At 53.7% G+C, this 16,197-nt stretch carries 14 protein-coding genes; all 14 read left to right on the top strand.

Translation table 11 applies throughout. From position 1 onward, the window contains the following. Nucleotides 1-24 precede the first annotated feature (24 nt). The 14 genes from BM254_RS01550 (at nucleotide 25) to dmpH (ending at nucleotide 16,190) form a co-directional block, all read left to right on the top strand. Nucleotides 25-1,377, top strand: a complete 1,353-nt coding sequence (locus tag BM254_RS01550; RefSeq protein ID WP_091997870.1) for a DUF1329 domain-containing protein — start codon at nucleotides 25-27, stop codon at nucleotides 1,375-1,377. 80 nt (nucleotides 1,378-1,457) lie between these two features. Further along, nucleotides 1,458-2,555, top strand: a complete 1,098-nt coding sequence (locus BM254_RS01545) for a YCF48-related protein (RefSeq protein WP_175497182.1) — start codon at nucleotides 1,458-1,460, stop codon at nucleotides 2,553-2,555. Nucleotides 2,556-2,559: 4 nt separating this feature from the next. Then, a complete protein-coding gene (locus BM254_RS01540; RefSeq protein WP_091997866.1) occupies nucleotides 2,560-4,962 on the top strand; it encodes an efflux RND transporter permease subunit in 2,403 nt (800 codons plus the stop codon). Between the two features lie 142 nt (nucleotides 4,963-5,104). After that, the gene (locus tag BM254_RS01535) at nucleotides 5,105-6,784 is read left to right on the top strand and encodes a sigma-54-dependent Fis family transcriptional regulator (RefSeq protein ID WP_091997864.1); all 1,680 of its coding nucleotides are present in this window, start codon (nucleotides 5,105-5,107) and stop codon (nucleotides 6,782-6,784) included. Between the two features lie 553 nt (nucleotides 6,785-7,337). Continuing rightward, on the top strand, nucleotides 7,338-7,625 hold the full coding sequence (locus tag BM254_RS01530) for a phenol hydroxylase subunit (RefSeq protein ID WP_091997862.1): 288 nt from the start codon (nucleotides 7,338-7,340) through the stop codon (nucleotides 7,623-7,625). Between the two features lie 55 nt (nucleotides 7,626-7,680). Beyond that, the gene (locus BM254_RS01525; protein WP_091997860.1) at nucleotides 7,681-8,673 is read left to right on the top strand and encodes an aromatic/alkene monooxygenase hydroxylase subunit beta; all 993 of its coding nucleotides are present in this window, start codon (nucleotides 7,681-7,683) and stop codon (nucleotides 8,671-8,673) included. A gap of 9 nt (nucleotides 8,674-8,682) precedes the next feature. Continuing rightward, the gene (locus tag BM254_RS01520) at nucleotides 8,683-8,949 is read left to right on the top strand and encodes an MmoB/DmpM family protein (RefSeq protein WP_091997858.1); all 267 of its coding nucleotides are present in this window, start codon (nucleotides 8,683-8,685) and stop codon (nucleotides 8,947-8,949) included. 16 nt (nucleotides 8,950-8,965) lie between these two features. Continuing rightward, complete coding sequence (locus tag BM254_RS01515) at nucleotides 8,966-10,483, top strand: YHS domain-containing protein (protein ID WP_091997856.1); 1,518 nt, start codon at nucleotides 8,966-8,968, stop codon at nucleotides 10,481-10,483. A 70-nt stretch (nucleotides 10,484-10,553) separates the two neighbouring features. Beyond that, complete coding sequence (locus BM254_RS01510; protein WP_091997854.1) at nucleotides 10,554-10,904, top strand: phenol hydroxylase subunit P4; 351 nt, start codon at nucleotides 10,554-10,556, stop codon at nucleotides 10,902-10,904. Between the two features lie 16 nt (nucleotides 10,905-10,920). Then, the gene (locus BM254_RS01505; protein WP_091997852.1) at nucleotides 10,921-11,982 is read left to right on the top strand and encodes an NADH:ubiquinone reductase (Na(+)-transporting) subunit F; all 1,062 of its coding nucleotides are present in this window, start codon (nucleotides 10,921-10,923) and stop codon (nucleotides 11,980-11,982) included. Between the two features lie 32 nt (nucleotides 11,983-12,014). Then, nucleotides 12,015-12,944: a catechol 2,3-dioxygenase gene (locus tag BM254_RS01500; protein ID WP_091997850.1), complete on the top strand. Its 930-nt coding sequence runs from the start codon at nucleotides 12,015-12,017 to the stop codon at nucleotides 12,942-12,944. A gap of 186 nt (nucleotides 12,945-13,130) precedes the next feature. After that, entirely contained in the window at nucleotides 13,131-14,591 is a 1,461-nt protein-coding gene (locus tag BM254_RS01495; RefSeq protein WP_091997847.1) for a 2-hydroxymuconic semialdehyde dehydrogenase, read from the top strand. 7 nt (nucleotides 14,592-14,598) lie between these two features. Further along, nucleotides 14,599-15,396 carry a 2-oxopent-4-enoate hydratase gene (dmpE, locus tag BM254_RS01490; RefSeq protein WP_091997845.1) on the top strand — a complete coding sequence of 266 codons (798 nt, stop codon included), beginning with the start codon at nucleotides 14,599-14,601 and terminating at the stop codon, nucleotides 15,394-15,396. Beyond that, entirely contained in the window at nucleotides 15,393-16,190 is a 798-nt protein-coding gene (gene dmpH / locus BM254_RS01485) for a 2-oxo-3-hexenedioate decarboxylase (protein ID WP_091997842.1), read from the top strand. Before dmpE ends, dmpH begins: the two co-directional genes overlap by 4 nt. The last annotated feature ends 7 nt before the right edge of the window (nucleotides 16,191-16,197 follow it).

Raw genomic sequence — 16,197 nt, 5'->3', positions numbered from 1 at the left:
CGCAGGTGTAACGAGGAGTTTGTCATGAAAAAAAATAATATCGTAGCAGTCATCGCCTCTGTTCTGGCTTTGGGAGCGACAGATGCATATTCGGCTGTCTCTGCAGAAAAGGCTGAGAGTCTGAAAAATGAGCTGACCCCGGTTGGTGCAGAGCGCTCCGGAAATGCGGATGGAACCATTCCTGAATGGACGGGCGGCATTGTGGATCCGCTTCCCGGTAAACACATGGGGGATATTCCTGCCCAGATTTTCGAAGACGAAAAACCCCTCTACAAGGTGACCAGGTCCAACATGTCCGAGTATGGGGATTTGTTGTCGGAAGGGGTTAAAGCCTTATTGAATAAATATCCGGACACGTTCTACCTGAATGTATATCCCACGCACCGGACGGGCGCACATCCCCAGTCGGTCTATGACAATGCCTTGGCAAACGCGACTCGCTGTGAGACGGCTGACGGAGGTTATTCGCTGCAAGGATGTGCGGGGGGAACACCTTTCCCCATTCCACAATCGGGCGTCGAAGTGATGTGGAACTTCCTCCTGAGGACCGAGGCGCCTTCCATTGAATATACCTTCAGAAACATCGTCGGCAACTCGGATGGCTCTCACACACTGGCGACACGTAACGAAATTGCCTTCCAGTATCCCCAGTTCTATGAGGGTGTAACACCGGACAGTTGGAGCGGCGAGTACGCCATGTTCCGGTTCAATACTCTGGCACCTCCATTCAAGGCGGGTGAATCTCTCGTTATCAGGGATAGCATAGATCAGGACAAGTCCAGGCAGGCATGGCAGTACCTGCTCGGCCAGCGACGTGTCCGGCAGGCGCCAACCGTATCCTACGATACGCCGGATTTTGTGGCTTCAGGCGCAAACTACTTTGATGAAGTCCAAGGCTTCTTTGGTTCGCTGGATAGATTTGACTGGAAGCTGGTAGGTAAGCGGGAGATGCTCATTCCCTACAACAACAATGGTTTCATTGGCGCGAGTCTGGATGATGCCTACCTCGAGTATCACGCCAACCCTGAAGAAGTCAGGTGGGAGCGTCATCGTGTCTGGGAAATTGAGGCGAACGTGCGTGATGGCATGCGACATGCGGTTCCCAAGAGGACCTACTTCCTTGATGAGGATACATGGCTGATCGCCCTCGTTGACGGCTACGACTCGGAGGGGAACCTCTGGCGAGCGTCCATGACCACGCCCTTTGTTGTTCCAACCGTTCCGGCAACCATGCTCAAGACAACGCTGGTGTTTAACCTCCAGGCCAATACTTTGAGCATCATTCAGGCGCTGCAGGAAGAGTACCTGGAGGTCGTGCCGACCAAACCAGAAACCTACTTTACGGGCGACGCTGTCGCTGCCGAAGCCATGCGATGATCCTTGGCCGCAGGCACCCCTGGCTGGGTGCCTGCATCGGGTTTTGGCAAATGAAATGCTTAATACCGGGTGACGTAAAGATGAAAAAGACGGCTTCTGGATTCGTGGCGCATGGGGCGTTAATGCTGTCGGGCCTGCTGTTGATGCATGCTCCCCTGGGGTTGTGCGCGCAGGAGATCAGTGAGGTTTTGCCTGACCTGACAGAATTGCCTGCGATGCGTGTTGATGACGCCAACCACTCTGTTCAGTTGGCAGTGGCCAGAGCAGGAAATCGGCTGGTGTCTGTTGGAGAACAGGGCATCGTTTTGTTGTCCGATGATGATGGCCAGAGCTGGTCCCAGGCTTCCGGTGTTCCGGTGAGTGTAACGCTGACGGATGTTGAGTTCATCTCGCCGACAGAAGGCTGGGCCGTTGGTCATTCGGGCGTTGTACTGCGAACGGAAACCGCAGGTGAACAATGGGTAAAGGTGATGACCGGTCAGGAGATTGTGGCGACAATTAAGACGGCCGTCGAGTCTTTGCCCGAAAGTGAAGATATGGCCGATGTGCTCAAGCGGAACGCCAGCTACCTGACCGGGGACGAGCCTGTTCTGGATGTGCATTTTTCAGAAAATGGCGAAGGATGGCTTCTCGGCGCCTATGGTATTGCCCTCCATAGCCGGGATGCTGGTCAGACATGGGATTCCGCTTTTTCAATTACGGGCAATCCGAATTCCTATCATCTCTATCAATATATACCTGCTGATTCGCACGATGGTCTCATCGTCGGCGAGCGTGGACTGGTTTCGCGTTCAGCGGAGGAGTCCGGCGTATTTGAATCATCGCCTATTGACTATCAGGGCACGTTCTTTGGTGGTGTTGCGTCGGGTTCAGACCAGTTCGTTTTATTCGGATTGCGGGGGAACGTGTGGGCAGGCGCTGGGGATAGCTGGACACAGATTCCGACAGGCTCCCAGGCCTCGTTCAGTGCTGGAGTTCTGACACCAGTGGGCATTGTTCTCGGGGATGTGACAGGTCGTTTGTTCCTTAAGTCAGGCGATAGTGAACAAGTACGCGAGCTCGCTCAAGCCTCAGACGCGGCGATTACCGACCTGATTGTAAGCCCGGGAGGGCAGTTGGTTATGTCAACTGCCAGAGGACCAAAGCGTCTGGAACTTGATAGCACGGAGTTCAAATAATCAAATGAATATGAGCGTCGACAAGCCGAATCCCGACATCATTCGCCGACTTGAGGATTTTGATACCCGCTCCGGAAATGTCGTTGAGAGAATGTTGTTCAACAACCGCATGGTTGTCGTTCTGTTGTGCCTGGTGATTACACTGTTTCTGAGCTTCCAGGCCCGGAATCTCACCATGGATGCAGCCTTTCAGAAGATGATTCCAACGAATCATCCTTTCATCGTGAACTATCTCGAGAATCGCAGTGAGCTGGCTGGTATCGAGAACTCTCTGCGTATCGCGGTTGAAGCAAGGGAAGGCACCATTTTTGATCAGGAGTACCTGGAAACCTTACGAGAGCTTAGCGAGCAAGTATTCCTCTTGCCGGGTGTTGATCGGCCCTACATGAAGCATCTGTGGGCGCCAGCGGTTCGTTGGTCCGGTGTGACGGAAGTAGGGCTCGACGGTGGTCCGGTCATTCCCTCTGATTATGACGGTTCGGGAGAGAGCATAGACCAGGTGCGCGAGAACGTTGAACGCTCAGGGGAAATAGGGCAACTGGTCGCCGAGGACTATCGTTCCACAGTGATTTTCGTGCCCTTGCAGGAAACCAATAGTGTTACCGGCGAAAAAATCGACTATCACGAGTTAGGTCAGCAGCTTGAGATACTGCGAGACAACTATGAAGCCGATGGTGTAAATATTCACATTACCGGTTTTGCCAAAGTGACTGGTGATCTCATCAGTGGTATGCAGCAGGTACTGCTTTTTCTGGCATTGACGATTGCTATCTGCACACTGGTCCTTTTCTTCTATACCCGATGCCTGCGCAGCACCCTGTTGGTTGTTGCTTGTTCCATGGTGGCCGTCCTGTGGCTGCTCGGCTTGCTGAGCATTCTGGATTTTGGGCTCGACCCCTATTCGATACTGGTTCCGTTTCTGGTTTTTGCAATCGGGATGAGTCATGGTGCCCAAAAAATGAATGGCATCATGCAAGATATCGGACGGGGGACTCACCGTTTGGTAGCAGCGCGGCACACCTTCAGGCGCCTTTTCGTTGCAGGGTTAACTGCACTGGTTTCTGATGCTGTTGGCTTTGCGGTATTGATGGTCATTGATATTCCGGTTATCCAGGATCTTGCGGTGACCGCCAGTATAGGCGTTGCTGCGCTGATATTTACCAACCTTATTCTGTTGCCGATTCTGCTCTCATACACTGGCGTAAACGCGAAAGCAGCTGCTCGCAGTGTTCAGGCAGACATCGCTAACCAGAATGATAAAGACCATGCCAAGCACCCTGTGTGGGCGCTTCTGGACCGGTTTACAGAACGAAAGGTTGCCGGCATTACCATACTGGTGTTTGCGCTTCTTGGTGGCGTGGGGCTGTTCGTGGGAAGCAACGTGAAAATTGGCGACACTGGCATTGGTGCGCCGGAGCTCCGCGCCAATTCACAGTACAACCTTGATAATAAATTCATGGTGACCAACTATGCCGCGAGCAGCGATGTCTACGTGGTAATGGTTAAAACAGAGCAGTACGCATGTGCTCATTACGAAACACTTAAGGTGGTCGATGCTCTTGAACGGAGACTGAAACAGCTGCCGGGCGTTGAGTCGACACAATCGCTGGCCGGCCTCGCAAAGGTTGCCAACGTCGGGATGAACGAAGGCAGTATGAAGTGGTGGGGTATTCCAAACTCCCAGGGAATGCTGAATGCAATTGTTACCCGAGCTCCCCGGGAGATGTTCAATCAGGAATGTGATCTTTTGACGGTGTTCGCTTACCTCAAGGATCACAAGGCCGACACCCTGAATAGCGTGGTCGATGTCACCCAGGAGTTCTCGCAGAAATACAGCACCGACAAGATCCAGTTCCTGAATGCTGCAGGTAATGCGGGGATTGAAGCTGCCACGAACATAGTGGTCGAAAAAGCCAATTTCCAGATGCTTCTGTTGGTCTACACAGCGGTTATCCTGCTGGCTCTTGTGACCTTTCGGTCATGGCGTGCGGTTGTCTGTGCAGTCGTTCCGCTGATGATAACTTCGGCACTGTGCCAGGCCCTCATGGTATGGATGGATATAGGTATAAAAGTGGCCACGCTTCCTGTCATTGCCCTTGGTGTGGGCATTGGTGTCGACTATGCGCTCTATATCCTCTCGGTTACCCTGGCAAGACTCAAAGCTGGTGAGTCTCTTTCGGATGCCTACTATGGGGCCCTGCTGTTTACCGGAAAAGTAGTGATTCTGACAGGGGTTACTCTAGGCGTCGCGGTCATGACCTGGGGCTTCTCGCCGATCAAGTTCCAGGCGGACATGGGATTCCTGCTGGCATTCATGTTCATCTGGAACATGCTGGGTGCGCTCATTCTGCTGCCAGCGCTTGCCCGCTTCCTTCTGGTTCCTAGAATGAAAGCGGTGACAAGCTGAAACCATCGGTATACATTGATTTTACTCAAGGGGCCTGAAGGAGATTGGCCCCTTTATTACAAAAACAGGAGTAGATCCCGCCAGAATAATACTCAGACGAGGACGCTGGGCGAGGATTGATTCTCACGGCCTTGGGGAGACCATGTCTGCGCAAAAACTCATGGAGCAGTTCAATCTGCGGTCCCATCTTCGCTTCAACATTGAAGAAGGTAATATCTGGCTGGATGAGAACCGGATGCTGCTGCTGCATGCATCTGCCCTGGGTGCTTTGCGAAAGGAGCTGATCCAGTCATTGGGTTTGAAGCGGGCGAAAGGCCTGTTGTTGAGAATGGGCTTCGAATCCGGGCAACGGGATGCGGAATTGGCCAGGAAGCTCACGGGCACCGGTGAGCCTTTTGATGTATTCCGGGTTGGCCCGCAATTGCATGCCTTTGAGGGTCTGGTTAAGGCGACGATTACCGAGGCTGACATCGACTGGGATAAAGGCACCTTTTTCGGAACCGTGGATTGGCAGGGCTCATGGGAGGCGGAATCCCACATTCAGCTGTTCGGAATCGGGACGGAAGCCGCATGCTGGACTCTCGCTGGCTATGCCTCGGGATACGTAACACGGTTTTTCAACCGGTTTGTCGTTTTTCGGGAAGAGCTATGCCTGTGTTGCGGTGATGACAAATGTTCGATTGTCGGCAAGCCAGCCGAAGAATTGGACGACCAGGAATACGTCAAACTGTTCAAGCCGGACAATATCGATCTCGAGATTCGGGAACTCAAAGAAGAAGTATCCTCTCTGCGTGAAAGCCTGGGGCTTCAACGTGGCAGAGGCGACCTGGTTGGTGAGTCCCAGGCATTCAGGAGCGCTTTCAATCTTCTCGAGCGTGCCGCAGACAGCCCCATAAACGTCCTTTTACTTGGGGAAACCGGTGTCGGTAAGGAAGTTTTCGCCCATTGGCTCCACAAGCACAGTAGTCGGGCAGAACAGCCTTTTATCGCGGTCAACTGTTCTGCTATTCCCCATGACCTGATTGAGTCGGAGCTGTTTGGCGTTCGAAAGGGAGCATTCACGGGAGCGGAGGAGTCTCGTCGTGGCAGATTCGAGCGCGCTGATGGTGGCACCTTGTTTCTTGATGAGATTGGCGATCTGTCACCTTCAGCCCAGGTGAAATTATTGCGGGTTATCCAGACCGGCGAAGTGGAACGATTGGGTGATGACAAGACCATCAAGGTCAATGTCCGGCTGGTCGCTGCAACCAACGTTAACCTTCAGGACGCCATTGCCTCGGGAAAATTCCGTTCCGATCTCTATTACCGTCTCTCAACCTATCCCGTTCATATTCCTCCATTAAGGGACCGAAAATCGGACATTCCCTTGCTGGTTGACGCCATGATAGCCAAATACGCTCCGGTCTATTCCAAGAAGATCAGAGGCTTGTCCGAAAAAGCAGCCCACGGCCTTCTGGAATACGACTGGCCTGGCAATGTTCGTGAACTTGAAAATGTGATTGAAAGAGGTGTGTTACTTGCGCCTGACGGAGGATTTATCGAGTTGGATCACGTTTTCATTTCAGGGCTGGAGACCCAGGGAGGGGTGGAAGTTGGCAAGGAAGGAATCGTCAGTAGTCAGGCGTCGGAACAGGAGGTGCGTATGGCCGAAAAACTTCTGGAAGGCAGCTTTGATCTTGGCCGACACGAACTGATGCTGATGGATATGGCAGTTAAGAAAGCCGGAGGCAATCTAACCCATGCGGCGAAGTTGCTGGGAGTCTCCAGACGGCAACTGGCCTATAGATTAAAAAACAGCGTCGAGAAATCCCGGGAAAGATAAACTCCTGACGTTGAGTGGCAGGTCGGGAGGGCACAGCTTCCCGACGTGTCATGCAAGTTTCATTTCACTGGTACCCCACTAAATCCCCCGCAATTCTGCTTCTCTGTGGATATTTTCAAATCCGTATCAAGAGCCGCCCTCAGCGAGCTCTTGAGCAAGCCCATGCCCGAACGATATTGAATCGGGGGAGTCCCCCCCCTCTTCCTTTTCCCATTCTCGATGTCACACAAAGCGACGACACCTGATAAGTCCGGGTGTTCAAATTTGTAAGGCGGTCCTGGATGACGTTCGAAAATGTAAGGCGTTACGGGAGCTTATTTGCAGATGTGTGTTGAAAAGCCATTTAAAACAGTTGGTTGAGTAGTTGGCACGCCGGGTGCTTAGTACAAGGTTGATGATGATCAATTTCTGATTGTCATGGTCGGTGTCAGCAGCTGGCGCCGACATGAATAAACAAAAACAAGATGGCATCAAAATCCCCCCGCCCTGCACACCAGGGCAATTGATGTCACCACAAGTTCTGGCCCTGGGGCCAGCGGTTGAGGTGAAGCAAATGACAGAAGCCAGTTACCCGGCAGACATTCCCACTGCCCAGTTGGATACCGAGCGTCGCTTTGTCCGGATTACCGGGGAGCGCGCGGACGGATTTGTGGAGTTCGACTTCGCCGTTGGCGAGCCCGAGCTTTTCGTGGAAATGATTCTTTCGCGTCCCGCCTTTGAGGAATTCTGTGAAATGAACCAGGTGCAGACCATGGGGCCTGCAGAGGATGCAGGTCCGGAAGATCGAATGGCGGATTTCGCCTGGAACCTTCGTGATGCCACTGGCAAACGTTTCAGGTAATTACTGATTACTTTCAAGAATCTCAAGTAATAACAACAGCAGAGGACAACAATAAATGCAGATTGACCTGAGAACAGTAAGTATCGAGCCGGTCAGAAAAACCTTTGACCATCTGGCTCGCCGGTTCGGGGACAAGCCCGCATCCCGCTACCAGGAAGGCAGCTACGATATCCAGGCGGCGGAGAACCTTCATTACCGCCCGACCTGGGATCCGGATCAGGAGCTTTATGATCCCAACCTGTCACGCATCCGGATGAAAGACTGGTACGACCTGAAGGATCCCCGGCAGTTCTACTACAGCACCTACACGCTTGCCCGTTCCCGCCAGCAGGAAAACATGGAGGCCAATTTTGCCTTCGTCGAGGCCCGTGGCCTGCAGGACATGCTCGCCGATGAGCTCAAAGAAACTGCGCTGAGCCTTCTGGTGCCGCTGCGCCATGCAGCCTGGGGTGCAAACCAGAACAACACACTGGTGTGCGGTTACGGCTTTGGGGTGGTCTTCACCCAGCCTTGCATGTACCACGCCATGGATAACCTGGGCATCTCCCAGTACCTCTCCCGTATCGGTCTGCTGCTTGGCGGTACCGACGCACTGGGAAAAGGCAAGGACATCTGGATCAACGATCCTGCCTGGCAGTCGCTGCGTCGTTACGTTGAAGACAGCATGGTTATCCGAGATCCCTTTGAAGTGTTTGTACTGCAGAACGTAGTGCTGGACGGCCTGCTTTACCCCATTGTCTATGAGCGTCTGGTAGACACCTACCTCGCCTCGCAGGGTGGACAGGCGGTGGCCATGTTGACGCAGTTCATGACCAACTGGTTTACCGAATCGAAAAAGTGGACCACCGGAGTGTTGAAGGTTGCTGCCGCTGAGTCTCCCGAGAATGCGCAGGTTCTGGCTGACTGGATCAACCACTGGAGCGATCGGGCGGTTTCCGCACTGCTTCCCATTGTGAATTCTGTGGTGGATGAGCGAGTCGATGAGCTGGTGTCCGAAGAACTGGATGCCTTCCGCGCACGCATCGTCAAAACCGGCATTCCGCTTTAAGGAGAGATCATGTCCACCGTTTTTATTGCCTTTCAGACCAACGAAGAAACACGCCCGGTTATCGAAGCCATCGAACTGGATAACCCTTCAGCAACCGTGCACCAGGAACCGGCCATGGTGAAGATCGACGCGCCGGATGAGCTGGTGATTCGTCGGGAAACAATTGAGGACCAGATCGGCAGGGAATATGACCTGCAGGAACTGCAAGTCAACCTGATCACCATGTCTGGTCACCTCACTGAAGACGAAGACACGTTCACTCTGAGCTGGAAATAACGCCGAGGATAGAATTATGGATACCCCAGTAAACAAGAAAAAACTCAGCCTCAAAGAGAAGTACAGCTATCTGACCCGGGACCTTGCCTGGGAGCCGTCCTACCAGAAGAAAGAGGATCTGTTCCCGTACGCAACCTATGAAGGCATCAAGGTCCACGACTGGGAGAAGTGGGAAGACCCGTTCCGGTTGACCATGGATGCCTACTGGAAATACCAGGCTGAGAAAGAGCGCAAGTTCTACGCCATCATCGATGCGTTTGCCCAGAACAACGGCCACCTCAAGATTACCGACGCCCGCTATCTCTCTGCGCTGAAGATTTTCCTGCAGGCAATCAGCCCGGGTGAGTATGCTGCCCACAAAGGTTTCGCGCGTGCTGGGCGGGAATTCCCCGGTGTCGGCCCCCAGGTTGCCTGCCAGATGCAGGCCATTGACGAAATCCGTCATGCCCAGACACAGATCCACGCCATGTCGAACTACAACAAGTTCTACAGCGGCTTCCACGCGTTTGCCGACCAGCGCGATCGCATCTGGTACACCTCGGTAGCGCGGTCCTTCTTTGATGACGCGATGTCGGCCGGGCCGTTCGAGTTCATGATCGCCATCGGCTTCTCGTTCGAGTACGTGCTCACCAACCTGCTGTTTGTACCGTTCATGTCTGGTGCGGCCTATAACGGCGACATGTCGACCGTAACCTTTGGCTTCTCTGCTCAGTCCGACGAGGCGCGTCACATGACCCTCGGACTGGAATGCATCAAGTTCATGCTCGAGCAGGATCCGGCCAACGTGGAGATCGTGCAAAAGTGGATCGATAAGTGGTTCTGGCGCGGCTTCCGGGTGCTTGGCCTGGTCAGCACCATGATGGATTACATGCTGCCGAAACGCGTAATGTCATGGCGCGAAGCCTGGGATATCTACGGGGAGGAGAATGGTGGTGCGCTGTTCAACGATCTGGCCCGCTACGGTATCCGTCCGCCGAAAGGGTGGAAAGACGCCGGTGAAGCCGTAGATCACATGTCCCACCAGTTCATGCTGGCTTTATACCAGTGGAACTTTGGTACTGCATTCCATAGCTGGATTCCCAGTGATGAGGACATGGACTGGCTGTCGAAGAAGTACCCGGACACTTTTGACAAGTACTACCGTCCCCGCTGGGAACACATCAAAAAGATGGATGAGGCGGGTACCCCGTTCAACAATTTCGGTCTGGCAAAACTCTGTCAGACCTGCCAGTTACCGACTGTCTTCAGCGAGCCGGGCGATCCTTCAAGTCTGTGCCACCGGGAGACTGAATATAAAGGCGAAACCTACCAGTTCTGCTCCGACCACTGCTGTGACATCTTCAAAGAGGAACCCGAAAAGTTCATTCAGGCCTGGCTGCCTATGCCGGCGCTGTTCCAGGCACCTCTCAATGGTGATCTGGAGGCGTGGATGGAATGGGCTTGCCTGGAAAACGGATCCGATAACGGCGATTTCAAGGGATCGCACGACCAGGTCAGCTTCCAGAAGTGGCGCGAGATGACCACATCTAACTGACATTGAGGGCTGCCCGAGTCCGGGGTTCCGGATATCGGGCAGCCTGATAACAAAAACAAGGAGATATCTTATGTCTGTTGTTTCCAGAAAAGAATATATCGGTGTTCCCAGAGACCGCGTTGAGAACTTTAACGGCAACCAACTGGTTTATGTGGGCTGGGACAACCACCTGCTGTTTGCTTCGGCTTTCCTGCTATTTGTCTCTCCGGAGACCGTTTTCCGCGACATGGTGCAGAACAATGTCATCCCTTTGATCGGTGCCGATCCCGATGCTGAAAAAATCGACTGGGACTCGGTCACCTGGCTCAAGGGAAATCAGCCCTGGACGCCGAATTGGGATGAAACCCTTGCGGCTAATGGGATTGGCCACAAGATGCTGCTGCGTTTCAAAACGCCTTCCCTGAATAGCATTTGCGGTTGAACAGCGGGAGAGTGTGATGAGTTATGAACTGACGATTGAGCCATTAGGGCAGACCGTTGAGATTGAAGACGGTCAGACCATACTGGATGCTGCTTTGCGAGCGGGAATCTACCTGCCCCACGCATGCTGCCATGGCCTCTGTGCAACATGTAAAGTCCAGGTCGTCGACGGTGAGGTGGAGCACGGCGAGGTTTCTGACTTCGCACTGATGGATTTCGAGCGAGAAGAACAGAAGTGCCTGGCCTGTTGTGCAACCGCTGAAAGCGATCTGGTGATTGAGGCCGAGATTGAGGAGGATCCAGACGCCCGCAATCTGCCGGTGGAGGATTACCAATGTGTCGTCACACGGATAGAGGATCTGACGCCGACCATCAAAGGTATCTGGTTGCGCCCGAAATCAGGCGAGGGGATGGAGTTCCAGGCAGGCCAGTATATCAATCTTGCGTTGCCGGAAGACATCGGCCATCGGGCTTTTTCAATTGCCAATGCGCCGTCCAACTCCGGTGAAATCGAGCTTAACGTACGGATCGTTCAAGGCGGGCAAGGCACAACTTATCTCCATGAACAGCTGGCAGTGGGTGACGAGCTGACCGTGAGCGGGCCGTACGGTCGGTTCTTCGTGAAAAAATCCGCACACGTTCCGGTCATCTTCATGGCGGGTGGTTCCGGTCTTTCCAGTCCGAGATCCATGATTCTGGACCTTCTTGAGGAGGGCTTTGACCTTCCCATCACTCTTGTCTACGGCCAGCGTAACCAGGAAGAACTCTATTACCACGACGAGTTTCTGGAACTCGAAAAGCAGTACGAGAACTTCACCTACGTACCGGCGTTGTCCGATGAACCGGAAGATTCATCATGGCAAGGCTTTCGTGGGTACGTTCACGATGCGGCCAAAGAGCATTTCGGTAATGAATTCAGTGGTAACAAGGCTTATCTATGCGGTCCGCCCAGAATGATCGATTCCTGCATCTCCACCCTGATGCAGGGCCGGCTTTTCGAGCGTGACATCTACACGGAGAAATTTATCTCCGCAGCGGACGCCCAGCAGGTGAGAAGCCCGCTGTTCAAATCTATCTGAAAATAACGATAACACGCAGTGAGGTATTCAAAATGGCAATGACTGGAGTTTTACGCCCAGGACACGCTCAGGTTCGAGTACTTGAGCTCGACAAAGCAGTGACTTTTTACAGGGATGTGCTCGGACTGGTTGAAACCGGCAGGGATGATCAGGGCCGTGTTTATTTCAAATGCTGGGATGAACGCGACCACAACAGCTACATTCTTCGAGAGTCGGATCAGGCGGGCATCGATTTCTTCGGCTTCAAGGTGCTTGATGAAGCTACTCTCGATCAGCTGGAGAAAGACCTGAATGCTTACGGCATTGAAACCCGTCGTCTTCCGGCCGGCGACCTACTAGAGACTGGTGAAAGGGTCCGTTTCACTCTTCCGTCTGGTCATGAGATTGAGCTTTATGCGACCAAGACTGCTGTCGGAAATGGAATTCCGGCGGTTAATCCCGGACCCTGGTGTGCTGACTCCGAGCGCGGCATAGCCCCTGTCCGTTTGGACCACACACTGCTGTACGGCCCAAACATTGCTGAGGTCAAAAAGATCTTTGAGGATGTACTGGGCTTCTATCTGGTTGAGCGAGTTCTTGGAGAAGATGGTGAAAGCGAGGCGGCAATATGGCTGTCTTGTTCCCACAAAGTGCATGACATTGCCTTTGCGGAGTACCCGGAGCCGGGCAAACTGCATCATTGCTCCTTCCTGATGGAAAGTTGGGAGCGGGTATTGCGTGCCGGTGACATCATGTCGATGCATCAGGTGCCTGTGGACATCGGTCCGACACGTCACGGTGTGACGCGTGGCTGCACCATCTACGCATGGGATCCATCCGGTAACCGTTTCGAGACCTTTATGGGCGGTTACCAGCCATACCCGGACTATGAGCCTCTGACCTGGACCTTTGATAATTTTGGTCAGGGTCTGGACTACCCTCAGCGGAAACTGCATGAGACCTTCCTGACTGTTGTCAGCTGATACCTGGAGTCGCGACCCGGTTTGGGTCGCGAGCCTTCATTTCAATACCAAAAAGGTAATGATTGGCTTATAAAATGGTATTAGACGGTATGTATTTACAATCCTAGACTCGAAATAGGGTGGTACAACCGGATACCAAAGGCTCTTGAGACGGGGCATCTGACACAGGATTGAGCAGGAAATACTATGCGCCAGATAAACAACTTCATTAATGGCGAGTTTGTCGCTTCCAGCTCGGGGCAGCGCTTTGACAAACGCTCCCCGGTGGATAACCAGGTGATTGCAAGCATTGCCGAGGCCGGACAGGGAGAAGTCGATCAGGCCGTAACGGCTGCAAAAAACGCTCTGACGGGTGAATGGGGGCAGCTTGGCACCAATGATCGTGTTGACCTGTTGTACGGAGTTGCGGACGAGATAACTCGGAGATTCGATGACTTCGTCGCGGCCGAAATGGCCGATACAGGACAACCGCACCACGTAATGACCCATGCGTTCATTCCCCGTGGCGCAGCCAACTTCAAAGTATTTGCGGACATCATCAAAAACGTTCCCACTGAAACCTTCCACATGGATACCCCCGATGGCCGTGGCGCACTCAACTACGGGATGCGCGTACCTAAGGGTGTGATTGGCGTGGTTGCACCATGGAATGCGCCTTTCTTGCTGATGACCTGGAAAGTGGGGCCGGCGCTGGCCTGTGGCAACACCGTGGTGGTCAAACCGTCGGAAGAGACGCCGCTCACTGCCACGCTGCTCGGTGAAGTCATGAATAAGGTCGGGGTTCCAAAGGGCGTTTACAACGTTATCAACGGGTTTGGACCGGACTCGGCAGGTGAGTTTCTGACCCGTCATAAAGATGTGGATGCCATTACCTTCACCGGTGAGACCCGTACCGGTTCGACCATCATGAAGGCTGCATCCGATGGCATACGGGATGTTTCCTTTGAAATGGGCGGCAAAAACGCGGGTATCGTCTTTGCTGATTGTGACTTCGATAAGGCCATCGACGGTATTTTCCGTTCCGCGTTTCTGAATACCGGCCAGGTCTGCCTGGGGACCGAGCGTGTTTATGTTGAACGGCCAATCTTCGAGCGCTTTGTTGCCGCTCTGAAAGACAAAGTCGAAGGCGTGACATTGGGGCGGCCGACCGATAACGGTGTGAACTACGGCCCGCTGATCAGCCATGAGCATCGTGACAAGGTGCTGTCCTACTATGTCAAGGCCAAAGCGGACGGCGCTACCATCGTCACCGGCGGTGGTGTTCCGGATATGCCAGGGGAGCTGGCGGAAGGCTCTTGGGTGCAGCCCACCATCTGGACAGATCTACCGGAATCCTCTGCCGTGATTCAGGAAGAAATCTTCGGCCCCTGCTGCCACATTCGTCCGTTTGATTCCGAAGAGGAAGTGGTCGAGCTGGCCAACGCCTCTGATTATGGCCTTTCCACCACAATCTGGACCGAAAACCTTACTCGTGCCCACCGTGTTGCCGCGAAGGTGGATGTAGGCATTACATGGGTTAATAGCTGGTTCCTGCGCGATCTGCGCACAGCATTTGGTGGCTCGAAGCAATCAGGAATCGGCCGGGAGGGAGGAGTTCACTCCCTGGAGTTCTACACCGAGATGCGCAATGTCTGCATCAAGATGTGAGGCGAGTATGAATCAGGAAAAGATTGATCAATACGGTGATGAGCTCTATCAGGCATTTCTTGACCGGAAAACCATTGCGCCTTTCACCGAAAGGGATCCGGACATCACTCTGGAAGATGCCTACAAGATTCAACTGCGGTTCATTCAGCGTCGAGTGGATGCCGGTGAAGCCATTGTCGGCAAGAAAATAGGTGTGACCAGTAAGCCGGTTCAGGATTTTCTGGGTGTGTTCCAGCCGGATTTCGGGCAGTTGACTTCCAATATGGTGTACCAGGAAGGGGATGTGATTGATCTGGGCGGCCTGATCCAGCCGAAAGCCGAGGCCGAGTTGGCGTTTGTGCTCAAGGAAGACCTGCAGGGACCCGGTGTGACCGCCATGGATGTGATCCGTGCCACCGATTACGTAGCGCCCTGTTTCGAGATTGTCGATTCGCGGATCCGGGACTGGAAGATCCTCATTCAGGACACGGTCGCAGATAATGCTTCCTGCGGGGTTTACGTGATCGGATCCTGCAAGGCGGATCCTCGAGATGTCGATATCACGATGGCAGGCATGGTGTTGGAAAAGAACAGTGAGCTGTTCTCCACCGGAGTAGGGGCCGCAGTCCAGGGCTCCCCTGCCAACGCGGTTGCATGGCTTGCGAATACTCTGGGTGAGTTGGGCATCCCATTCAAGGCCGGTGAAGTGATCCTGTCAGGTTCCCAGTCCAATCTGGTGCCCGTTGTCGATGGTGATGAATTGGTATGCACGGTTGGCGGCATTGGTAGCTGCTCCGTTCGATTTGCCGGGAGGAGCGCTGTATGAGCATTACCTTGAATCGTGAGGATATCGTCCGTCTGTGCGAGCGGGTTGAGGGTGCGCAAACCAGAGCCTACGCCATTCCCAAACTGACCAACGAATACCCGGGCATGACCATTGAGGACGGCTATGCCGTGCAGTCGGAATTGCGCCGTCGATTTATCGAGCAAGGGCATACCCTGGTTGGCTGGAAGGCTGGCCTGACGTCAAAAGCCAAGATGGAACAGATGGGCGTGAACGTACCGTCGATCGGTTTCCTCACCGACAAGATGGCCAGACCGGAAAACTCGGTGATCTCAACCTCTGATCTGGTGCATCCGAGAGTTGAGTGTGAAGTCGCCTTCGTGACCAACAAGGATCTGGCTGGTCCGGGTGTGACTGCCGGAGACGTTATTGACGCAACTGACTATGTCTTGCCAGCCATCGAGATTATCGATTCCCGTTTTTCCGGTTTCAAATTCGACCTTGAAAGTGTGATTGCCGACAACGGCTCATCGGCACGTTATGTCGGTGGTGGCAGGGCGCGGCGCCCGAAAGACATCGATCTGCGGACGCTCGGGGTGGTGATGGAGAAAAACGGTGAGGTTGTCGGTATGGGCGCGTCAGCCGCCGTACTTGGTAATCCCGCTGAGGCTGTCGCCATGCTGGTCAACATTCTGCATGACCTTGGCGAGAGACTACCTGCCGGGAGTTTTGTCATGAGTGGCGGTATCACTGAGGCAGTTGCCGTCCAACCCGGGGACCACGTTATTGCCAGATATCAGGATCTCGGCAGCGTATCCATCCGGTTTGGTGAATAACAAGAAA

Source organism: Marinobacter pelagius (assembly GCF_900114925.1).
In the GTDB taxonomy this organism is placed as follows: Bacteria; Pseudomonadota; Gammaproteobacteria; order Pseudomonadales; family Oleiphilaceae; genus Marinobacter; species Marinobacter pelagius.
The sequence above is the reverse complement of the archived record's forward strand: the minus strand, read 5'-3'. Positions and strand labels throughout refer to the sequence as shown.